We start from the raw sequence: 20,232 nt of genomic DNA on the forward strand, positions 1-20,232 counted from the left end.
CATCACATCCCTCCCCGTCATCCCCACCCCGAAGGACCGAAGTGACCACGAGCGCACACTCCCCGGTGCCGACCATCGTGTATCCCGCCCGGCTCGTCCGGACCATGGATCCCGCCGTTCCCACAGCGGAGGCGATCGCCGTCCGTGGTTCGACCGTCCGTGCCGTCGGCTCCGTCGACGAACTCCTCACCTATCCGCATGCCGTCCTCGACGAGTCCTTCGCCGACGCCGTCCTGCTCCCCGGCTTCGTCGAGGCCCACGGCCACGCCGGCACCGGCAACGTGTGGCAGGGCACCTACGTCGGATTCGTCGACCGCACCGATCCGCGCGGCCGCTTCTGGCCCGGTTGCCGGTCCATCGACGCGATCGTCGAACGCCTGCAGGAGGCCGAGGCGACCCTCGACTCCCCGGACACGCCGCTCGTCGCCTGGGGCCTCGACCCCATCTACTTCACCGAGGCACTGTTGTCCGCCGACCACCTCGACCGGGTGTCGACGACGCGTCCCGTCTGCGTGAATCACGCGAGCGGCCACGCCTACACCGTGAACCACGCGGCGCTCGCCGCCTGCGGTGTCGACGCCACGGTGAGCACGATCGGCGTGGGACGGGACTCCTCCGGAGTGCTCACGGGTGAGCTCCACGAACCGGCAGCCATGGCCCTCGTCGCGGACGTCGCGGGCGACCGCGGCCTGCTCTCGGTCGATGCCGAGTCCCTCCGGATCTATGCCCAGGACGCGGTCAACACGGGAACGACGACCGTGACCGACCTCGGCTCGCGCGTGCTCATGGACGACGCGGGAGTCGAGATGTACACCCGTACCGTGGGCGAGGACTTCCCCGTGCGGATGGACGTCTTCCACTTCGGCGGCGGCTCCGGCCCGGTGTCGACGACCCTCGATGCCGACGCCCGGCGCCTCGCCGCCCTCAGAGAGGCCTCGACCGAGAAACTCCGGTTCGGGAACGTCAAGCTCATGCTCGACGGCACCCTCCAGGGGTTCACCGCACGCGTGCGTGCGCCGGGGTACTTCGGGGACCAACCCAACGGGATCTGGAACATCACCCCGGAGGAGTTCCACGCGGCGTTCCGCACCTTCCACGAGGCCGGCTTCCTCATCCACGTCCACTGCAACGGTGACCAGGCCACGCAGCTCTTCCTCGACACGCTCGAGGCGGTCCTCACCGCCTCACCCCGCCCCGACCACCGGCACACCGTCACCCATTCGCAGATGTCGACACCCGCGCAGTACCGACGGATGAAAGCGCTCGGGGCGTGCGCGAACATCTTCTCGAACCACATCTTCCAGTGGGGCGATCAGCACCTCGACCTCACGATGGGACCGGACCGGGCCAGACGGAACAACGCGGCCGCGACGGCCGAGCGCCTCGGGGTCCCGTTCAGCCTGCACTCGGACACCCCCGTCACCCCGCTCGGACCCCTGAGGTCTGCGATGCATGCGGTCACCCGCCGGACGATGTCCGGCCGCGTCATGGGGGAGCACGAGCGCATCTCCGCCGAGTCCGCGCTCGCGGCGGTGACCCTCGGGAGCGCATACATGCTGCGACGCGACCACGAGATCGGTTCGCTCGAACCCGGGAAGTTCGCCGACATGGCGGTTCTCGATGAGGACCCGCTCGCGGTCCCGCCGGAGGAGATGGACAGAATCCGCATCCGCGGCACCGTCGTCGGCGGAGTCTTCCACGCGAGCACGATCCCGACCGACACGCAGTGACGTGACGAAACCGCTCGCGCTCGTCGGCGGATACCTCGGCACGGGGAAGACGACGTTCATCAACTCCGTGCTGACCACACCCGACGTTCCCCCGGTCGCCCTCGTCGTCAACGACTTCGGGTCCGTGGACATCGACGCCTCGCTCGTCGTCGGTGGGGACGACACCGTCCTCCGCCTCGCGAACGGGTGCATCTGCTGCCAGATCACCGACGACGTCCAACGCACCATGAGCGCCGTCGCCGCCCGGACCGACGTGGCACTCGTGCTGTGCGAACTCAGCGGGATCGCCGACCCGCGTGGCATGTCGAGCTGGCGGACGTTCCCGGGACTCACCGCCGGACCGACACTCGTCTGCGTCGACGTGGAGGAAACGCCGAGGCGCCTGCACGACGAGTACGTCCGCGACGTGGTCACGGCCCAGATCGCGGCGGCCGACGTCCTCCTCCTCACCAAGACGGACCGCGCTCCCGAGTGGCTCCTCGCCCGCACCGTCGAGGAATGCAGAAGGCTCAACCCGGCTGCCGTCGTCCTCGACCGGACGGACCCCCGGTCGATGCGGATCGAGACGCTCACCGGCATTCCCGTCGAATCCCGGCCTCACTCCGGGCCCGAGACCCACTCCGGGCCCGAGACCCACTCCGGGCCCGAGACCCACTCCGGGCTCGAGACCCACTCCGGGCTCGAGACCCACTCCACGGCGGAGGTCACGGCCGGGACGGCGGACGAGGTCGTGACCGCCACGGACCACGAGTCCCGGACCCTCGTGCTGCGACGCCCCACGGACATCGACGCCCTCGTGTCCGTTCTCGGCGCGTGCGTCGACTCACTCGAACGGGCCAAGACGATCGTCGACCTGGAGGACGGCACCTACGCAGCCGTCCATGTCGCAGGGCGGCGCGTGACGATCGACGACGTGCGCACTCCGCGGGACCGGAACACCCTCGGCCGCCTCGTCCTCATCGCCGGCGGGGCCGGAGCCGGTGTCCGCCTGGACGCCGTCGAACGCACGCTGGACGACCACGCGCTGCTGGATCACGCGTTCGCGCCGCCCGCCCCCGCCGTTCACCGGCCTGCAACGACCCCCGTGAGAGAATGACCGGCGTGGCACAGAGTCAGATACCGAAGAACCTCGCCCCCGAGGTGCTGCACACCGCAGCCAGGATCGAGGACAAGTACCACGTATGGGCCCGCGACCGCGCCCTGCGTCACGGCTGGAAACGTACCGTCATCGCGTACGACTCCTACGGCACGGAATCGAGCATCCGGGTGCTCGCCCGCATCGTCCTCACGAAGAGCGGGATGCCGGCGGCGGACCTCCGCAAGAGCATCCGGGGGTGGCGCTCCTTCGGCAATGTGCCGCTGAGCTTCGACACCGCCTCCGTCCGCGTGAACGGCGTCGAGCACCAGGTGAAGGCCGATCGCGGTGGCATCGTCGACGCGGTCATCCCCGGCGAGTTCGCCCCCGGCTCCGTGCAGCTCGAGATGTGGACCGACGACTCCCTCGTCGACACCGCGACGGTGCGGATCATCGGTGAGGACCAGAAGTTCGGGATCATCTCCGACATCGACGACACCGTCATGGTGACCGCCCTGCCGCGTCCGCTCCTCGCGGCGTGGAACTCCTTCGTCCTCGACGAGCACGCGCGCTCGCCCGTTGCCGGGATGGCGGTGCTCTACGACCGACTCACATACCTGCGCCCGAACTCCCCGATCCTCTACCTGAGCACGGGGGCGTGGAACGTGCAGCCGACGCTCAAGCGCTTCCTCTCCCGGAACATGTACCCCGACGGACCGCTCCTCCTCACCGACTGGGGTCCGACCGCCACGCGCGTGTTCCGCTCGGGTCAGGAACACAAGCAGGCGTCGCTCGAACGGCTGGCCCGTGAGTTCCCGGACATGAAGTGGTTGCTCATCGGCGACGACGGGCAGCACGACGAGGAGATCTACGCCCAGTTCGTCGACAACCACCCGGAGAACGTCACCGCAGTGGCGATCCGGCAGCTCACCGCGGGAGAAGCCGTCTGGGCCGGTGGCCGCTCCCGTCGCTCCGGGAACGGTCACGGCGTGCCGTGGGTCTACGCCTCCGACGGCGCGGGCCTCGCGTCGAAGCTCACCGAGCGCGGCATCCTCAGCTGATTCGTTCGTTCAGTGTCGCCGATCATGCGGATTCCGGCCGGTTTCACGCACGATCGGCGACACCGAACGCCTCGGCGCGAATGCTCCGGTGCTCAGTGCTTGGGTCCGTGGGAGCGGTGCCGTCCGGACTCCCGCGCCGCGGCCCGTCGCGCCATGAGAAGGACGAAGCCCCCTGCGGCGAGGACGAGCGCGCCGAGAACCACGAGCATCGAACGGGCGGGCAGCGGCATGCCCTGCCCGGCTGCTGCGGCCTCCGGTGCGGTGGTCTCGTCGGCCGAAGCCGCCTCGGCGGTGGTGTCCACCGCACCCGAGGCGTCCCCACCGGCGCGGGCACCCGCGGCATCCTCGCCCCGGGCGGCGCCGCGGGACGAGTCCGTGCCCGCCTCCTCCGGTGTGAGCGGCACGGTCCCGAGGTCGGGCAGCTCCGCCTGGTTGTACGCCCATTCGATGAGGTCGACACTGGATTCGCGTGTCTTGTTCGCGGCACCGAGGACCGCGGCGCCGTAGGTCCGCCCGTCGCGTTCGACGACGGCGACGAAGGATCCGCCGGCGGCCCGCGTGTATCCGTTCTTCATCCCGATACCGCCGGGCACCGCGCCGACGATCTTCGTGTGGTTCTGGATCTGGTATCCCGGTACGTGCTCCCCGGAGGGCAGGTCGTGCCCGGGGAAGTCCATCGTCTCGGTCCCGATCACCCGCATGAGGTAGTCGTTCTCCATGACCGCCTTCGACACGATGAGGAGATCCGTCACCGTCATGACCTGTCCCTCGGCATCGAGGCCCGAGGTGTTCCGCGCGACCGTGCCCGTCATCCCGAGTTCTGCGGCCTTCGCATTCATGAGCTCGACCGCTTTCGCCTGCCCGCCCGCGGCGTTGCCGAGTGCATGGGCGGCGTCGTTCGCCGAGGCCATGAGCATCGCGTGGAAGAGGGTGTCGATGCGGTACGTGTTCTCCTGCATGAGGCCGACCTTCGTGCCGTCGACGAGCATGTCCTCGTACACGACGGTGTACCGGTCCTCAGGATCGAGAACGTCGATGAGCGCGAGTGCGGTGAGCAGCTTGATCGTCGAGGCCGGGGCGAGTTGCTTGTCGGTTGCCGATCCCGCGAACTCCTGCCCGGAATCCATGTCGGCGACGATCCACGCACCGGCCACGGGCTGCGGAGCAGGCTTCCCGTCCGAGAGATCGGGGGAGACGTAGACCGGCTGTGCGCTCGCCGGCGCGAAGGCCGCGTGCGCCGGTACCGCCGAGGCGCCCCACGGTAAGCCGATCGTCGTCGTCGCCGTTCCGAGAACGAGCGCGAGTGCGAGCGCGAGGACGCGCACGACCGGTGCCGTGAGCGGGTGGGAAGGGCGCGTGGTGCCGGAGCGGGACGCGGCGCCTCGGGGGCGGGAACGGGAGAACACGAGCGGGAGTCTACCCGCGGGTACGGGGAGAACCGCGGAGGTCGGGTCGCAGGACCTGCGCGCAGAAGCACGCGAGCCCGTCCTTCCGTGCGGAAGAACGGGCTCGCGTGGGCGCGGTGCACTCACCGCGCGCTGGGCAGGCGGGTCAGAACGCGCGCTGCAGTAGCGCCTGCTTGACCTCGGCGATCGCCTTGGTCACCTGGATGCCACGGGGGCATGCGTCGGTGCAGTTGAAGGTGGTGCGGCAACGCCACACGCCCTCCTTGTCGTTGAGCACCTCGAGACGGAGGTCGGAACCCTCGTCACGGGAGTCGAAGATGAACCGGTGTGCGTTCACGATCGCGGCCGGACCGAAGTACTGACCGTCGGTCCAGAAGACCGGGCAGGACGAGGTGCAGGACGCGCAGAGGATGCACTTGGTGGTGTCGTCGAAACGCTCACGGTCCTCGGCGGACTGCAGACGCTCATGAGTCGGCTCGTTCCCGGTCGTGATGAGGAACGGCATGATCTCGCGGTACGACTGGAAGAACGGCTCCATGTCGACGATGAGGTCCTTCTCGAGCGGAAGGCCCTTGATCGCCTCGACGGTGATCGGCTTGCTGGTGTCGAGGTCCTTGAGCAACGTCTTGCACGCGAGGCGGTTGCGGCCGTTGATGCGCATGGCATCCGAGCCGCACACACCGTGTGCGCAGGAGCGGCGGAAGGTGAGCGAACCGTCGATCTCCCACTTGATCTTGTGGAGGGCGTCCAGGATACGGTCCGTGCCGTACATCGTGACCTGGTAGTCCTCCCAGTGCTGCTCCTGGTCCTTCTCGGGATCGAAGCGAGCAATGCGGATGGTGCAGTCGAAGCGCGCGATGGCCCCGGCGTCACCGGAGGAGGCGAGCTCGATCTTGGATGCGGGTTCAGCGGTAGCGGTCATCAGTACTTGCGCTCCATCGGCTGGTAACGGGTGACGACGACGGGCTTGTTCTCCATGCGCAGACCCTTGATGCCCTCGACCTCGGCCTCGGGATCCTTGTAGATCATGGTGTGCTTCATGAAGTTCGCGTCGTCGCGGTCGGGGAAGTCCTCACGGAAGTGTCCACCGCGGGACTCCTTGCGGTGCAGGGCACCGACGATGACGATCTCGGAGATCTCGAGGAGGAAGCCGAGCTCGATCGCCTCGAGGAGGTCCAGGTTGTAGCGGGAGCCGCGGTCCTGGATGCCGACGTTCTTGTAACGCTCACGAAGGGCCTCGACGTCCGCGAGAGCGGTGCGGAGGGTCTCCTCGGTGCGGAACACCTGGACGTTGGCGTCCATGGTCTCCTGGAGGTCCTTGCGGATCGCGGCGACGGACTCGGTGCCGTTCGACGACCGCATGGTCTCCACCATGGTCTGCACGAACTCGGCCGGGTTCTCGTCCTCGGGAAGCTCGGGGAGCTTCGCGGTCTTCACGTACTCGGCGGCGGCGAGGCCCGCGCGCTTGCCGAACACGTTGATGTCGAGGAGCGAGTTCGTGCCGAGGCGGTTCGAACCGTGGACGGACACGCAGGCGCACTCACCGGCGGCGTAGAGGCCCGGGACGACGGTGTCGTTGTCGAGGAGGACCTCGGCATCGATGTTCGTCGGGATGCCACCCATGCCGTAGTGCGCGGTCGGGAAGACCGGGACGGGCTCCGTGTAGGGCTCGACGCCGAGGTAGGTGCGGGCGAACTCGGTGATGTCCGGGAGCTTCGCGTCGATGTGCGCGGGCTCGAGGTGCGTGAGGTCGAGGAGGACGTAGTCCTTGTTCGGGCCTGCACCGCGGCCCTCGCGGACCTCGTTGGCCATCGAACGGGCCACGATGTCACGGGGGGCGAGGTCCTTGATGGTGGGGGCGTAACGCTCCATGAAGCGCTCACCGTCACCGTTACGGAGGATGCCGCCCTCACCGCGGGCCGCCTCCGAGAGGAGGATGCCGAGGCCGGCGAGGCCCGTCGGGTGGAACTGGAAGAACTCCATGTCCTCGAGCGGGAGGCCGCGGCGGAAGGTGACCGCGACGCCGTCACCGGTGAGGGTGTGGGCGTTCGAGGTGGTCTTGAAGACCTTGCCGAAACCACCGGTCGCGAAGACGACGGCCTTCGAGCGGAAGACGTGGATCTCGCCGGTGGCGAGCTCGTAGGCGACCGCACCGGCGGCCTTCTTCACGCCGTCCTCCTCGACCATGAGGAGGTCGAGGACGTAGAACTCGTTGAAGAACTCGACGCCGTGCTTGACGCAGTTCTGGTAGAGGGTCTGGAGGATCATGTGACCGGTGCGGTCCGCGGCGTAGCACGCACGGCGGACCGGCGCCTTGCCGTGGTCACGGGTGTGACCACCGAAGCGGCGCTGGTCGATCTTGCCCTCGGGGGTGCGGTTGAAGGGAAGACCCATCTTCTCGAGGTCGAGGACCGCGTCGATGGCTTCCTTGGCCATGACCTCGGCAGCATCCTGGTCGACGAGGTAGTCGCCGCCCTTGATGGTGTCGAAGGTGTGCCACTCCCAGTTGTCCTCCTCGACGTTGGCGAGGGCTGCACACATGCCGCCCTGCGCTGCGCCGGTGTGGGACCGGGTGGGGTAGAGCTTGGTCAGGACCGCGGTGCGTGCACGCTGGCCCGACTCGATCGCCGCACGCATACCGGCGCCGCCGGCACCGACGATGACGACGTCGTACTCATGTACCTGCATTGAAATCGATACTCCTTAGAGGAACGCCGGATCAGGCGTTGCAGAAGGACGCGAGGAGCGCCGGATCGGCACCGGGCGGGCAGGGCTCGAAGGTGAAGATCACGAGCGTGCCGAGCACCAGGATGATGGCGGAGGCGACGTAGAGGATCACCGAGAGCGTGCCGCGCGTGGCGGGCTTCTCCGCGTAGTCGGCGATGATCGTGCGCATTCCGTTGGTGCCGTGCAGCATCGCGAGCCACAGCATGAGCAGATCCCAGATCTGCCAGAACGGGTTCGCCCACTTGCCGCCGACGAAGCCGAAATCGATGGCCTTGACGCCCTCGCCCATCCAGAGGTTGACGAAGAGGTGGCCGAAGATGAGGACAACGAGGACGACGCCCGAGAGACGCATGAAGGCCCAGGCCGTGAGCTCGAACTTCGAGCGCGAGGACTTGGAGCGCTGGTACCCGGCGCGCGGGGTGGGAATGGTCGTAGTGCTCATCAGATCAACCTCCGAAGATGTGCATGAGCTGGCGCGGCACGAAACCGATCATGACGACGAGCCAGACGATCATGGCGCCCCAGAACAGCTTGCGCTGGTTCTTCGGGCCGCCCTTCCAGAAGTCGACAGCAACGACACGCAGGCCGTTGAACGCGTGGTACGCGATCGCCGCGACGAGGCCGATCTCGCCGATGCCCATGAGCGGGGTCTTGTACGACGCGATGACGGCGTTGTACGCCTCCGGCGAGACGCGAACGAGTGCAGTGTCGAGCACGTGGACCAGCAGGAAGAAGAAGATGGCCACACCGGTCACGCGATGCGCGACCCAGGACCACATGCCTTCGTTTCCCCGGTACAGAGTGCCCGTTGACGCTTTGGCCACGGGGCTTCCTCCAAGTGAGAAGACGGACGTCATATTTACGCGCTGAACTTACGCCGGAATCCGCAAGGTATCCAATCGAAAACGCGCGTTGCCTTGTAATCGCCTGGGAATTCCACGAAACGACACGCCCGCACTGTGAGCCGTGCGTCTCATTTCCGATTTATGCAAAACGAACGCTGCCTTAATTCGCGGTGACACGTCCCACGGTCCGGACGAATCCGGCGCGACACACGGGCCGGTCACCGCGTCCGACGACCCGTGTGGGAAACAATGGCCCGATGACCGACTCGACCGACCGACGTCCCCCGTCGCCCACGAACACCGCGGCGTCCGGTGCCGGCGTGCCCGCCGCCGAGGAACCCCTCGCCGGAGTCGCGTTCCACGCGGTGATCCCCGCCGGTGGTTCGGGTACCAGGCTGTGGCCGCTCTCGCGGGGGGCGTCGCCGAAATTCCTCCACGACATCCTCGGAACGGGGCGCACACTGCTCCAGGCGACGTGGGACCGTGTCGAACCGCTCGCAGGTGCCGCGCACACATGGGTCGTCACAGGCCGGTCCCACACCGATGCGGTGACCACGCAGCTGCCGGGGCTCGCTCCGGCCAACCTCGTCGCCGAACCCGGTCCGAAGGACTCGGCGGCGGCCATCGGGCTGGCGGCCATGCTCATCGCGGACCGGGACCCCGAGGCGGTCATCGGATCGTTCTCCGCAGACCACTCGATCACGAACGTCGAGGAGTTCCGGCACGTGATCCAGCAGGCCGTCGTCGCGGCATCGACGACCGGGGACATCGTCACCGTCGGCATCACTCCCCGGTACCCGGCGACCGCCTACGGCTACATCCGGACGGGAGGGCGCCTCGGGATCCGCTGCGCCCCGACGGCCCGCCGGGCCGAGGAGTTCGTCGAGAAGCCCGAGGCCGAGCGCGCCCGGTCCTACGTCTACTCCGGCCGGTACCGCTGGAACGCCGGCATGTTCATCGCCCGCGTCTCCGCGCTCCTCGACTTCCTCGCCGCCGAGGCGCCCGACCTCTTCGCGGGTCTGCGCCGGATCGCGGACGTCTGGGACGCGGGGGAGGGGGCCCGCACGGCCGTCATGGACGAGGTCTGGCCGACCCTCGAGAAGCGGGCGATCGACTACGTCGTCGCCGAACCGGCGGCCGCGGCCGGCCGTGTCGTCGTCGTGCCGGGTGACTTCGGGTGGGACGACGTCGGGGACTTCGACTCGGTCGCGAACCTCCGGCAGCCGGTGCGCGGGGAGCGGACCGGGGTCTTCACGATCGGCGACGGGGTGGAGGTCGTCGACGTCGACGCCTCGGGCGTCGTCATCGCCGGTTTCGACGAACGCCCCGCCCGGGCCCGGGACAAGGTGGTCGCGCTCGTCGGGCTCGACGACGTGGTCGTGGTGGAGACGGACGACGTGCTCCTCGTCGCCGCACGCTCGCACGCACAGGACGTGAAGCGGGCGGTCGAGGCGGCGGAACGCCTCGGACGCACCGACGTGCTCTGACGTCACAGAACGTCATGTGACGGTGTGCGGCACCTACCCTGGTGGGGTGATCACCGACGCCCTCGCTCCCTTCCTCGACGAACTCCTCGCCTTCCGCCGGGACATCCACGCCCACCCCGAGCTGTCCTATGCGGAGACCCGCACGACCGACAGGATTCTCGAACGCCTCGAGGCCGCCGGTCTGGCACCGCGCAGGCTCGAGGGAACGGGCGTCGTCTGCGACATCGGGGTCGGGCCCGTCGCGCTCGGGTTGCGTGCCGACATCGACGCACTGCCCGTCGACGACGAGACCGACACCCCCTTCACCTCGACAGTCCCCGGCGTCGCACATGCGTGCGGGCACGACGTCCACCTCTCCGCTCTCCTCGGGGCGGCGCTCGTGCTCCATCGCATGGACACCGTCGGAGGTGTCCCCGGCGGCCTCGGCGGCCGGGTCCGGGTCGTGTTCCAACCGGCCGAGGAGGTGACCCCCGGCGGGGCGCTCAAGGTCATCGGACAGGGTGTCCTCGACGATGTGCCCCAGGTCTTCGCCCTCCACTGCGATCCGAACGTCGACGTGGGGAAGGTCGGCTCCCGCATCGGGCCCATCACCGCAGCCGGCGATACCCTCGTCATCCGCCTCACCGGGCACGGCGGCCACACCTCGCGTCCCCACCTCACCGAGGACCTCGTGTACGCGCTCGGCAAGCTCGCGACCGATCTGCCCGCCGTGCTCTCGCGGCTCATCGACCCGCGCCACGCGATCTCGCTCGTCTGGGGAGAGATCTCCGCCGGCCATGCCCCGAACGTCGTGCCGAACGAGGGGCTGCTCCAGGGCACCCTCCGCTGCCTCGACACCGCCGGATGGAACCGGGCCGCCGAGGTGCTCCCCGATCTCGTCGAACGCATCGCCGGTCCCTACGGCGTCTCCGTCGACCTCGAACACCGCCGCGGTGTCCCGCCGGTCGTCAACACCGAACCGCAGGTCATGCTCGTCGAGACCGCGGTCCGCGGGGAGCTCGGCCCGGACTCCGTCGAACTCACCCCGCAGTCGATGGGCGGGGAGGACTTCGCGTGGTACCTCACGCACTGCCCGGGCGCGCTCGTGCGCCTCGGGACCCGGACCCCGGGTGGACGCACCTACGACATCCACCAGGGTGACTACCTCGTCGACGAACGGGCGGTGCCGACCGGGGTCCGGGTGTTCGTCGCGACCGCGCTCGCGGCGCTCACCGAACGGTCCGCCGGCACGGTCGCTCCGGTAGGCTGAGGCGCGTGGATCACGAACTCTTTCCGACTCCCGCAGGAGTCCAGGCCGACGACCCGATTCTCCAGCTGCCGAAGGTGTCGCTGCACGACCACCTCGACGGCGGACTCCGCCCCGCGACGATCGTCGAACTCGCCGCCGAGGTGAACCACACGCTGCCGACCACGGACCCGGAGGAACTCCGGACGTGGTTCTCCGCGGCCGCGAACTCCGGTGACCTCGTCCGGTACCTCACGACCTTCGACCACACGATCGCGGTCATGCAGACCGCGCCGGCGCTCGAGCGCGTCGCCCGTGAGTGGGTCCTCGACCAGGTCGCCGACGGCGTCTTCTACGCCGAGGCGCGCTGGGCTCCCGAACAGCACCTCACCGCGGGCCTCACCCTCGACGAGGCCGTGGAGGCCGTCCAGCGAGGGCTCGAGGACGGCATGGCGATCGCCGCGAACGAGGGACGGACGATCCTCACCGGTCAGATCATCACCGCCATGCGCCATGCGGACCGCTCGTCGGAGATCGCGGAGCTCGCGCTGCGCCACCGGGACTCCGGCGTCGTCGGGTTCGACATCGCCGGTGCGGAGAAGGGCTTCCCCGCGACGAACCACAAGGAGGCGTTCGACGCCCTCCACCTCGCCTCGTTCCCCGTCACCATCCACGCCGGGGAGGCCGAGGGCGTGCAGTCGATCCTCGAGGCCGTGCAGGTGTGCCACGCGGAGCGCATCGGCCACGGCGTGCGGATCGTCGAGGACATGGACGTCGTCGACGGGCGCGGCGAACTCGGACGCCTCGCCGCCTGGGTCCTCGACCGGCAGATCCCGCTCGAGGTGTGCCCCTCCTCGAACCTCCAGACCGGTGCCGCCGACACGATCGAGGACCACCCGATCACGGGCCTCAAGGCGCTCGGCTACGCGGTCACGGTGAACCCGGACAACCGCCTCATGTCGGCGACCTCGGTGAGCCGGGAGATGCGCCTCCTCGTGGACCGCGCCGGCTGGGACCAGGCCGACCTCGAATGGGCGACGGTGAACGCGATCAGCAACGCCTTCCTGCCGCTCGACGAACGCGAACGCCTCATCGACGAGGTCGTCATCCCCGGCTTCGCCCGCATCTCGCTGTGATCACCCGGCCGCTCGGACTGTTCGTCGCCGCCGGGGTCGTCGCCCTCGAGGCCCTCGCACTCGCGGTGATCTCCGTCGTGTTCGTCGTCGTCGCGATCGGGGCGGGGAACCTCGGCACCTCGCTCGTGGCACTCGCGGTGATGTTCCTCCTCCTCGGGGTGTGCCTGTTCGGCGTCGCACTCGGGCTGTTCCGGATGCGTCGGTGGGCGCGCCCCGCCTCGGTGGCGTGGCAGGTGCTCATGGTGCTCGGCGGATTCGCCGCCGGGCAGTGGATCGGCGTCGTCGCGATCGTGCTCGCGGCACTCGGTCTCGTGAGCCTCTTCCTGCCGTCGGTCGTCCGCTTCTACGAGGCGAACCTCGGCCGCGAATGACGCCCCGACCGGGCCGGGGACCGTGCGTTCCGACCGGGCCGGGACTCCGCCACGGACCGTGAGTGACCGGACTGTGACAGTGTTCGCCGGGCCCGTGTCCGTGGTCTTTGGAATGATGGACGCATGACTTCGCAACCGGGACCTCCCAACCGGATGCCGCAGCAACCGATGCCCCCGTTCCACGGCGGTCCACCTCCGCACGGTGGCCCCCCGGGGCGCCCGCCGCTGCCGCCGGGCGTCCGGGTCGTGCAGGTGCGACCGCCCGTTCCGGTGGCGCCACCGCTCCCGCCGCGGCGTACGAAGCTCTTCAGCGCGTGGCGCACGGTGAGCCTCGTCGTCCTGTACTCCGCGCTCGGACTCGAACTTCTCATCGGGGGGTGCGCCGTCCTGTTCGGCGGGCTCTTCACCCTCGTCCTCACGCTCAGTTCGCTCGGGTCCGGGGCCTGGCTCCTCACCGTCGTCCCCGTCGTGCTCACGCTCGTCGTGCTCGGGTTCCTCATCTACCTGCCGATCTGCGAGCGCAGGATCCCGTGGTGGACACACGGCCCGCACGCGGGGTTCCAGCTCCTCCTCGCGATCGGCCTCTTCGTCCGCGCTCCGTGGATCGGCGGTTCGTTCATGGGGCTCTTCGGTTCCGGTTCGGGGCGATTCTTCACCGGGTGGGTGATCGTTACCGGGTGCCTCGCACTGCTCGCGATCGCCGGCTCCGCCGGTGCGCTGTTCCTCCGTCGCGCGGACATCGCGGCGAACCCCGAGCACTGGGCGGAGGTGGACCGTCGGGCGGGCGTGTCGAAGGCGTCGAAGGAGCGTGCTGCTTCCGGGCCGTCGGCCGAACCGATTCCCCCGTGGGAGGCCGGACCGCCGCGGGGGCCGGGCGCCGCAGAACCCGACCCCACCGTGTACGACTCGTTCCTCGACCAGAATTTCCCGCACACCAGGAAGTAGGCTGCGTACCTCCCCATGACCGTCCCACCACCACCTTCCGGTCCTCCGCGCGGTCACGTTCCCGGGCCACCACCGCACCCGGGTTCTCGCGCGACGCCGCCGGCTTTCGGACCTCCGCCCGCCCAGCGGTCGTCGACGGTCTTGCTCACCACCGGGCGCGTGTTCTCCTGGACCGCCTTCACGATCTTCACGCTCTATCTCCTCGCCTGTGCGGTGGTGTTCGTCCTCCTGGTCCTGATGGTTGCGGTGTACCCGGAACCTGGGGTGCTCGGGGGCGCGGTATTCGGCTTTATGTTGCTCGTGGTCGGCCTGCCCCCACTGGTCGCCTATGCGGTCGATGCGCTGCTCGGTTACCTCTTCCCCCTACCTCGGGTGGGTTCTCAGTTCGCTCACTCACGCCGTCATCGCTTCCGCAATGATTTTCTGGATGTTCTCCGATGACGAGTCCCTGTGGGTGCGGGTGGTCTTCGCGGTCATGCTGTTCGGGTCCGTCTGCGGACTCACCGGGACGGTACTCGGGGTGATCGATCGTGTGAAGAACGCCGACGCGTATCTGTTCGACCGGTGGCAGAAGAAGGAACGCAAGCGCCTGGCCCGCACGAGGTGACCGGTCCGGTGCGTTTTGTGTCCGGTCGGGAACACCTCCGGTGACGGCGGACAGCCCGGTGCGGACAGGATTGGGGGTGACCACTCCGCAGCGTCCGTTCATCAGGAGGACCATCGTGTTCGTCGGACTCCCGGACCACAGGCGCCCCGTGCGGACGACCACGGGGTTCCTCGTCGTCGACTGGATCCTCTCGGCTCGCTTCCGGTACCTGTCGTGGGTCCTCACGACAGTGGGCGCGGGAGGGTGGACCGTTCTCCTCATGCTCGCGAGCTTCCTCCCCTCCGACGACCCGACCGCCGCGAATTCGTCGGGACTCTTCCGCCTCGTGCTGGTGCTCACGTTCCTCTTCGCAGTCCTCTCCGCGATCGCCACCGTGCTGCTCGTCATCGACCGGCTGAAGTTCCCGGACGTGTGGCGCTACGAGAGGGAACAGCGACGTCGATGACCCCACCACCGCCTGCAGACACCACCGATTGCCGACAAGGAGACCGTTCTGTGCTCGATGACGCCGTGCCCGAGGACCCCACCGTCGGCACACCGTCCGTGAACCCGCTGACCGCTCCCTGCACGGTGACTGTGGACGGGACCCCTGTCGTTCACCTCGCGGGACACTCGGAACACACGGACCGGACACGCGCGCACCGTGGACTCTCCGCGACCGACCATCGGAGCCTGAACACGGATCGGAATACCCGCGTGTTCCACATCGGCCGGCAGGCGGGACTGGTGTGGATCGAAGCCGCGCTCGTCCTCGAGATCGTCGCCGGCCTCGTCGCGGCGGCGCTCGTCTCCCTCCCCCTCGCCGCAACGGTGATCGTGCCGCTCGGGCTCTACGTCGCCTTCGCGCGGTGGGGCAGGCTCCGGGCGACGGCCGTCCTCGCGACGAACGCCGCTGTCCAGAGCGCGCTCGCAGGAGCACTTCTGCTGCTCGGTGCCGCGTACCCCTCGGCACTGTGGCTCTTCCTCCTGCCGACCTCCGCACTCGTGGCCACGGCGCTCGTGATCTTCTGCGGCTGGGCCGATTCCCGGGCGAACCCGGAGACGGCCCGTGCGGAGCGCGCGGAGATCGTGTTCGCGCGGGAGCGGGTACGGGAGCAGCGTGTGCAACGGCGTGCCGAACGGGCCGAGCGGAGCCGTCTGCGGTCCACCGCGCGCGCCGAGGCACTCGACCGGGAGATCACCGAACCCACGCGGATCTACGTGCCCTGAGCCCCCGTGCCCCCCGGACCGGGACGCACCCGCGGAGGACCGGGCCGTTCTCTCAGAGGTAGTCGGCGCAGGCCGTCGAGAGGAAGTCCCCGGCGAAGTTGCCGTCCGAGGACCGCAGGGACCCGGCGGTGAGCTGGATCCCCCACCACACCTCGGGGGAGGAACCCCATTCGGAGCGCAGTTCCTCGTGCGCGCCGGGATCCTCCGCGAGTCGTTCGGCGGCCCCCATGATGTCCTCGTTCGCGCCCTCGGCGGTGCAGCGTTCCTCGGTGCTCGGGCCGCTGAGTTCGAGGTCGGCGTCGATCTCGGTGGACTGCGTCTCGAGGACGAACGCCGATTCCGCGATCTGTTCGACGGAGAAGGTGCCGGTGATCCGGTACCAGGGGCTCGCGGAGTCGTCGAGCCCGTCCTCCGGAACCGTGACGGTGACAGAATCCGGGGTGTCCGGGGTGAGGGGCACCGTTCCGGTGTCGGCGCTCGCGGCTGCCGACCGCAGATGGACGTCGAGGTAGGCGATCCCGTTCCCGGCCGCGGCCTCCTCGAGACCGGCCCACAGCGCATCCTGCTCCTTCGGCCCGCCCGGGCTCGTGTCGACGATCTCGACCTGCGGTTCTCCCTCGGGGGCCGCCTCGACCGAGGGAGCCTCGGCGTTCGTCTCCGCGCCGTCCGGGGTGTCGGCACTCGCGGAGGACCCGGCGGATCCCGGCGCTCCCGCACCGCGTTCGGTGCCCGTCGTGGCACATCCGGACAGGACGAGCGCCCCCGTGAGGAGGAGCGCCGGTGCGAAGGGGAAGTGCGTGCGTCTCATGGCACCAGAGTAGGGGAGCGGCAGGCGGTTCTACGCGAGGAGGGACGCGAGCGCGTCGATCTCCCCGGCGCTGAGGCCGAGCCGGCAGAGCGTCGGCCGCGCGGGATGCGTGCGGAGGAACGCGGAGAGCGCCTCGGCCCGTTCCTGTGACCAGGGTCCGAACTCCTCGGGCGGCATGAAGTGCTCGACCGGATGGCCCGAGGTGCGGTGGTGGTCGTTCACGACGCCGAGGGAGCGCACGTACTCCGTCACGATCACGGGGATCTCCACGCCGGCGAGCTGGAGCAACCAGGACGCGAACAGGCCCGTCCGGTCACGCCCCGCCGAGCAGTGCACGTACACCCCGACGCCGCGGTCCGCGGCGCGGACGAGGACGCGGGCTGCCGCCGCGAGCCGGTCGGGGAAGTGCGCGAGGAGGAACGGGTAGTGCTTCGGATGATTGAGGAACGGCCAGTCGAGTGCCGCGGTGTACTCCTCGAGCGTGAAGTCCTCGATCTGTCCGTCGTGGATCTCGAAGGTGTCCCACAGCGCTTCGTCGGTCACCGGGTCCGACGGCCTCCGGCCGTGTTCCTCCGCGGTCCGCAGGTCGAGCACGATCCCCACCCCGAGGCGCCCCAGGGCCCGCACACCGTCCTCGGTGAGCCGCTCCCGCCGGCCCCCGGCGAACACGGTGCCGGAACGGGTGGGCGCCTCGTTACCGGAGCGGGGGAGCCCGCCGAGGTCGCGCAGGCCGAGCGCGCCGGGGACCGCCGGGAACCGGTCAGTCATCGTGTTCGAAGCCGATCGAGAGGATACGGAGGAGCTCGGTGAGTTTCGAGCGCTGGGCACGGGTGAGATCCGAGAGCAGAGCGGCCTCGTGGACGAGGAGGTCCGCGAGAGCGCCGTCGACCTTCTCCTTCCCGGCCTCCGTGAGCTGGACGAGGATGCCGCGACGGTCGTTCGGATCGGGACGGCGCAGGACGAGCTCGCCGGCGGCGAGGCGGTCGATGCGGTTCGTCATCGTTCCCGAGCTCACCATCATCTCGGCGATGAGCTGCGAGGGGGAGAGCTGGTAGGGCGAGCCGGCGCGGCGGAGGGCCGAGAGGACGTCGAAGGCCCACACCTCGAGGCCGTGCTCCTGGAACGTCGCCTTGCGGGCCAGGTCGAGCTGCCGGGCGAGGCGGGAGACCCGGGAGAGGACCTCCATCGGGGCGACGTCGAGATCCGGGCGCTCGTGGCGCCACGCGGCTACGATCCGGTCGACCTCGTCCATGCGCTCATGATACGTCGTCATCAAGATACTGCGCATCAAGATTCTTGATCGGAACGCCGCAGTTCGGGGACCGAGCGGTCCCCTCCCGAGGCGCGGAACCGTTCCTTCTCTACGCCTCGTCGAATATTCCTCGGGGCCATTCCGGTCTAGGCTGTGGCACGACCGCAAGGTTCTCCAGTTCACACATACGCGGACGAAAAGGAAGATTCGTGGATCTTTTCGAGTATCAGGCCCGTGACCTCTTCGAGAAGCACGGCGTGCCCGTGCTCAAGGGAAAGGTTGCCGTCACCCCCGAGGAAGCCGAAGCAGCAGCGACCGAACTCGGCGGTGGCACCGTCGTCGTCAAGGCACAGGTGAAGATCGGCGGCCGCGGCAAGGCCGGCGGTGTCAAGCTCGCCAAGTCCCCGGCAGAGGCCAAGGAGAAGGCCGAGGAGATCCTCGGTCTCGACATCAAGGGGCACATCACCCGCAAGGTCATGATCGCCGAGGGTGCGGACATCGCCGAGGAGTTCTACTTCTCGATCCTGCTCGACCGCGCGAACCGTACCTACCTCGCGATGTGTTCGGTCGAGGGCGGTATGGACATCGAGACCCTCGCCGTCGAGCGCCCCGAGGCCCTCGCGAAGGTCGAGGTCAACGCGCTCACCGGCATCGACGAGGCGAAGGCCAAGGAGATCGTCGACGCGGCCGGCTTCGAGGCGGAGACCGGCGCCGCCGTGGCTCCCGTCCTCCAGCAGCTGTGGACCGTCTTCAAGGAGGAGGACGCCTCCCTCGTCGAGGTGAACCCCCTCGTCAAGACCGGCGACGGTTCCATCCTGGCGCTCGACGGCAAGGTCTCGCTCGACGAGAACGCCTCCTTCCGTCACGCCGACCACGAGGACCTGCGCGACATCGAGGCGGAGAACCCGCTCGAGCTCAAGGCGAAGCAGCTCGACCTCAACTACGTGAAGCTCGACGGCCAGGTGGGCATCATCGGTAACGGTGCCGGCCTCGTGATGTCGACCCTCGACGTCGTTGCCTACGCCGGGGAGAACCACGGCGGCGTGAAGCCCGCGAACTTCCTCGACATCGGCGGTGGCGCCAACGCCGAGGTCATGGCCAACGGCCTCGACGTCATCCTCGGGGACGAGCAGGTCAAGAGCGTCTTCGTCAACGTCTTCGGTGGCATCACCGCGTGCGACGAGGTCGCCAAGGGCATCGTCAAGGCCCTCGAGATCCTCGGTGACGCCGCCACCAAGCCGCTCGTCGTCCGCCTCGACGGCAACGCCGTCGAAGAGGGACGTGCGATCCTCAAGGACGCCGCACACCCGCTCGTCACCCTCATGGACACCATGGACGGTGGCGCGGACAAGGCCGCCGAGCTGGCGGGCGCCTGACCCTCCCTGGACTGACAAGAGAACTTCGAAAGGTTCACAGAACAATGGCAATTTTCCTCACCCAGGACTCGAAGATCATCGTCCAGGGCATCACCGGCGGTGAAGGCACCAAGCACACCGCCCGCATGCTCGCCGCAGGTTCCCAGGTCGTCGGCGGCGTGAACGCACGCAAGGCCGGCACCACCGTCTCCCACACCGACAAGGACGGAAACGCCGTCGAGCTCCCCGTCTTCGGTTCCGTCTCCGAGGCCATGGAGAAGTCCCGTGCCGACGTGTCCGTGGCGTTCGTGCCGCCGGCCTTCGCGAAGGACGCCGCGATCGAGGCGATCGACGCCGGGATCGGCCTCCTCGTCATCATCACCGAGGGCATCCCGGTGCAGGACTCCGCCGCGATCTGGGCACACGCCTGCGAGACCGGCAACAAGACTCGCATCATCGGTCCCAACTGCCCGGGCATCATCTCCCCGGAGGCCTCGCTCGCCGGCATCATCCCGGCGACGATCACCGGCAAGGGCAAGCTCGGCCTCGTCTCGAAGTCCGGCACGCTCACCTACCAGATGATGTACGAGCTCCGTGACCTCGGCTTCTCGACCGCGATCGGCATCGGCGGTGACCCGATCATCGGCACCACGCACATCGACGCGCTCGAGGCGTTCGAGGCCGACCCGGAGACCGAGGCCATCGTCATGATCGGTGAGATCGGTGGCGACGCCGAGGAGCGTGCCGCCGAGTTCATCAAGGCGAACGTGACGAAGCCGGTCGTCGGCTACGTCGCAGGCTTCACCGCACCCGAGGGCAAGACCATGGGTCACGCCGGCGCGATCGTGTCCGGTTCCGCCGGCACCGCCCAGGCGAAGAAGGAGGCCCTCGAGGCCGCCGGCGTCAAGGTCGGCAAGACCCCGACCGAGACCGCGCAGCTCATGCGCGAGCTCCTCGGCGCCTGAGGTCCCGTTCCACGCGGAAGGCCCCGTA

Annotated in this window: 22 protein-coding genes; 14 read left to right on the forward strand and 8 right to left on the reverse strand. The window is 68.9% G+C overall.

The genetic code is table 11. The features are described from left to right. The first annotated feature begins 41 nt into the window (after positions 1–41). Genes ABD172_RS11645 through ABD172_RS11655 form a run of 3 tightly spaced genes read left to right on the forward strand, consistent with a single transcriptional unit; the run spans position 42 to position 3,866 of the window. On the forward strand, positions 42–1,730 hold the full coding sequence (locus ABD172_RS11645; protein WP_344309818.1) for an amidohydrolase: 1,689 nt from the start codon (positions 42–44) through the stop codon (positions 1,728–1,730). A gap of 1 nt (position 1,731) precedes the next feature. Beyond that, entirely contained in the window at positions 1,732–2,826 is a 1,095-nt protein-coding gene (locus ABD172_RS11650; protein WP_344309819.1) for a CobW family GTP-binding protein, read from the forward strand. After that, a complete protein-coding gene (locus tag ABD172_RS11655; RefSeq protein WP_344309820.1) occupies positions 2,823–3,866 on the forward strand; it encodes an App1 family protein phosphatidate phosphatase in 1,044 nt (347 codons plus the stop codon). Before ABD172_RS11650 ends, ABD172_RS11655 begins: the two co-directional genes overlap by 4 nt. Positions 3,867–3,958: 92 nt before the next feature. On the opposite strand, the gene ABD172_RS11660 is transcribed toward ABD172_RS11655, so the two are convergent. The 5 genes from ABD172_RS11660 to sdhC all read right to left on the reverse strand — a co-directional run bounded on the left by ABD172_RS11660 (position 3,959) and on the right by sdhC (position 8,823). Beyond that, on the reverse strand, positions 3,959–5,272 hold the full coding sequence (locus ABD172_RS11660; protein WP_344309822.1) for a D-alanyl-D-alanine carboxypeptidase family protein: 1,314 nt from the start codon (positions 5,270–5,272) through the stop codon (positions 3,959–3,961). 145 nt (positions 5,273–5,417) lie between these two features. Further along, the gene (locus ABD172_RS11665) at positions 5,418–6,194 is read right to left on the reverse strand and encodes a succinate dehydrogenase iron-sulfur subunit (RefSeq protein WP_344309824.1); all 777 of its coding nucleotides are present in this window, start codon (positions 6,192–6,194) and stop codon (positions 5,418–5,420) included. Next, positions 6,194–7,960, reverse strand: coding sequence for a succinate dehydrogenase flavoprotein subunit (gene sdhA / locus ABD172_RS11670; RefSeq protein ID WP_344309826.1), 1,767 nt, complete (start codon positions 7,958–7,960; stop codon positions 6,194–6,196). The genes ABD172_RS11665 and sdhA overlap by 1 nt, the downstream gene beginning before the upstream one ends. A gap of 31 nt (positions 7,961–7,991) precedes the next feature. Then, the gene (locus ABD172_RS11675; RefSeq protein WP_344309828.1) at positions 7,992–8,441 is read right to left on the reverse strand and encodes a succinate dehydrogenase hydrophobic membrane anchor subunit; all 450 of its coding nucleotides are present in this window, start codon (positions 8,439–8,441) and stop codon (positions 7,992–7,994) included. Between the two features lie 4 nt (positions 8,442–8,445). After that, a complete protein-coding gene (gene sdhC / locus ABD172_RS11680; RefSeq protein WP_344309829.1) occupies positions 8,446–8,823 on the reverse strand; it encodes a succinate dehydrogenase, cytochrome b556 subunit in 378 nt (125 codons plus the stop codon). A 278-nt stretch (positions 8,824–9,101) separates the two neighbouring features. Here sdhC and ABD172_RS11685 point away from each other — a divergent pair, with 278 nt between their 5' ends. From ABD172_RS11685 to ABD172_RS11725, 9 genes are all read left to right on the forward strand, one after another. Beyond that, positions 9,102–10,331 (forward strand): mannose-1-phosphate guanylyltransferase, encoded by a 1,230-nt coding sequence (locus ABD172_RS11685; protein ID WP_344309831.1) that lies wholly within the window; start codon positions 9,102–9,104, stop codon positions 10,329–10,331. Between the two features lie 46 nt (positions 10,332–10,377). Beyond that, the gene (locus ABD172_RS11690) at positions 10,378–11,580 is read left to right on the forward strand and encodes an amidohydrolase (protein WP_344309832.1); all 1,203 of its coding nucleotides are present in this window, start codon (positions 10,378–10,380) and stop codon (positions 11,578–11,580) included. A gap of 5 nt (positions 11,581–11,585) precedes the next feature. Next, positions 11,586–12,692, forward strand: coding sequence for an adenosine deaminase (locus ABD172_RS11695; protein WP_344309834.1), 1,107 nt, complete (start codon positions 11,586–11,588; stop codon positions 12,690–12,692). After that, positions 12,689–13,063 carry a hypothetical protein gene (locus ABD172_RS11700; RefSeq protein ID WP_344309836.1) on the forward strand — a complete coding sequence of 125 codons (375 nt, stop codon included), beginning with the start codon at positions 12,689–12,691 and terminating at the stop codon, positions 13,061–13,063. The genes ABD172_RS11695 and ABD172_RS11700 overlap by 4 nt, the downstream gene beginning before the upstream one ends. Positions 13,064–13,186: 123 nt before the next feature. Beyond that, a complete protein-coding gene (locus ABD172_RS11705) occupies positions 13,187–14,008 on the forward strand; it encodes a hypothetical protein (RefSeq protein ID WP_344309838.1) in 822 nt (273 codons plus the stop codon). A 159-nt stretch (positions 14,009–14,167) separates the two neighbouring features. Further along, the gene (locus tag ABD172_RS11710; protein WP_344309841.1) at positions 14,168–14,449 is read left to right on the forward strand and encodes a hypothetical protein; all 282 of its coding nucleotides are present in this window, start codon (positions 14,168–14,170) and stop codon (positions 14,447–14,449) included. Further along, positions 14,436–14,615 (forward strand): hypothetical protein, encoded by a 180-nt coding sequence (locus ABD172_RS11715; protein WP_344309843.1) that lies wholly within the window; start codon positions 14,436–14,438, stop codon positions 14,613–14,615. The genes ABD172_RS11710 and ABD172_RS11715 overlap by 14 nt, the downstream gene beginning before the upstream one ends. A 76-nt stretch (positions 14,616–14,691) precedes the next feature. Beyond that, positions 14,692–15,060, forward strand: coding sequence for a hypothetical protein (locus ABD172_RS11720; protein WP_344309845.1), 369 nt, complete (start codon positions 14,692–14,694; stop codon positions 15,058–15,060). Between the two features lie 251 nt (positions 15,061–15,311). Beyond that, a complete protein-coding gene (locus ABD172_RS11725) occupies positions 15,312–15,824 on the forward strand; it encodes a hypothetical protein (RefSeq protein ID WP_344309847.1) in 513 nt (170 codons plus the stop codon). Between the two features lie 52 nt (positions 15,825–15,876). Here the strand turns inward: ABD172_RS11725 and ABD172_RS11730 are convergent, their stop codons facing one another. The 3 genes from ABD172_RS11730 to ABD172_RS11740 are packed head-to-tail and all read right to left on the reverse strand — an operon-like array spanning position 15,877 to position 17,884. Further along, positions 15,877–16,632: a hypothetical protein gene (locus tag ABD172_RS11730; protein ID WP_344309849.1), complete on the reverse strand. Its 756-nt coding sequence runs from the start codon at positions 16,630–16,632 to the stop codon at positions 15,877–15,879. Between the two features lie 30 nt (positions 16,633–16,662). Continuing rightward, the gene (locus ABD172_RS11735; protein ID WP_344309850.1) at positions 16,663–17,400 is read right to left on the reverse strand and encodes a tyrosine-protein phosphatase; all 738 of its coding nucleotides are present in this window, start codon (positions 17,398–17,400) and stop codon (positions 16,663–16,665) included. Beyond that, positions 17,393–17,884 carry a MarR family winged helix-turn-helix transcriptional regulator gene (locus ABD172_RS11740; protein ID WP_344309881.1) on the reverse strand — a complete coding sequence of 164 codons (492 nt, stop codon included), beginning with the start codon at positions 17,882–17,884 and terminating at the stop codon, positions 17,393–17,395. Before ABD172_RS11740 ends, ABD172_RS11735 begins: the two co-directional genes overlap by 8 nt. A 209-nt stretch (positions 17,885–18,093) precedes the next feature. Between ABD172_RS11740 and sucC the strand changes: the two genes are divergently transcribed. Together sucC and sucD are read left to right on the forward strand one after the other, a co-directional pair. Then, positions 18,094–19,260 (forward strand): ADP-forming succinate--CoA ligase subunit beta, encoded by a 1,167-nt coding sequence (gene sucC / locus ABD172_RS11745; RefSeq protein WP_344309852.1) that lies wholly within the window; start codon positions 18,094–18,096, stop codon positions 19,258–19,260. A 44-nt stretch (positions 19,261–19,304) separates the two neighbouring features. After that, complete coding sequence (gene sucD, locus ABD172_RS11750) at positions 19,305–20,204, forward strand: succinate--CoA ligase subunit alpha (RefSeq protein ID WP_344309854.1); 900 nt, start codon at positions 19,305–19,307, stop codon at positions 20,202–20,204. Positions 20,205–20,232 lie beyond the last annotated feature (28 nt).

Origin of the sequence: Brevibacterium samyangense (genome assembly GCF_039529845.1) — a bacterium.
Taxonomy (GTDB): domain Bacteria; phylum Actinomycetota; class Actinomycetes; order Actinomycetales; family Brevibacteriaceae; genus Brevibacterium; species Brevibacterium samyangense.

What these genes read in the sequence shown, in the direction of transcription:
- ABD172_RS11735 (WP_344309850.1), bottom strand. Translation starts at nt 17,400, where the DNA reads ATGACTGACCGGTTCCCGGCGGTCCCCGGCGCGCTCGGCCTGCGCGAC.
- ABD172_RS11740 (WP_344309881.1), bottom strand. Translation starts at nt 17,884, where the DNA reads ATGGACGAGGTCGACCGGATCGTAGCCGCGTGGCGCCACGAGCGCCCG.
- ABD172_RS11685 (WP_344309831.1), top strand. Translation starts at nt 9,102, where the DNA reads ATGACCGACTCGACCGACCGACGTCCCCCGTCGCCCACGAACACCGCG.
- ABD172_RS11675 (WP_344309828.1), bottom strand. Translation starts at nt 8,441, where the DNA reads ATGAGCACTACGACCATTCCCACCCCGCGCGCCGGGTACCAGCGCTCC.
- ABD172_RS11730 (WP_344309849.1), bottom strand. Translation starts at nt 16,632, where the DNA reads ATGAGACGCACGCACTTCCCCTTCGCACCGGCGCTCCTCCTCACGGGG.
- sdhA (WP_344309826.1), bottom strand. Translation starts at nt 7,960, where the DNA reads ATGCAGGTACATGAGTACGACGTCGTCATCGTCGGTGCCGGCGGCGCC.
- sucD (WP_344309854.1), top strand. Translation starts at nt 19,305, where the DNA reads ATGGCAATTTTCCTCACCCAGGACTCGAAGATCATCGTCCAGGGCATC.
- ABD172_RS11655 (WP_344309820.1), top strand. Translation starts at nt 2,823, where the DNA reads ATGACCGGCGTGGCACAGAGTCAGATACCGAAGAACCTCGCCCCCGAG.
- ABD172_RS11715 (WP_344309843.1), top strand. Translation starts at nt 14,436, where the DNA reads ATGTTCTCCGATGACGAGTCCCTGTGGGTGCGGGTGGTCTTCGCGGTC.
- ABD172_RS11705 (WP_344309838.1), top strand. Translation starts at nt 13,187, where the DNA reads ATGACTTCGCAACCGGGACCTCCCAACCGGATGCCGCAGCAACCGATG.
- ABD172_RS11665 (WP_344309824.1), bottom strand. Translation starts at nt 6,194, where the DNA reads ATGACCGCTACCGCTGAACCCGCATCCAAGATCGAGCTCGCCTCCTCC.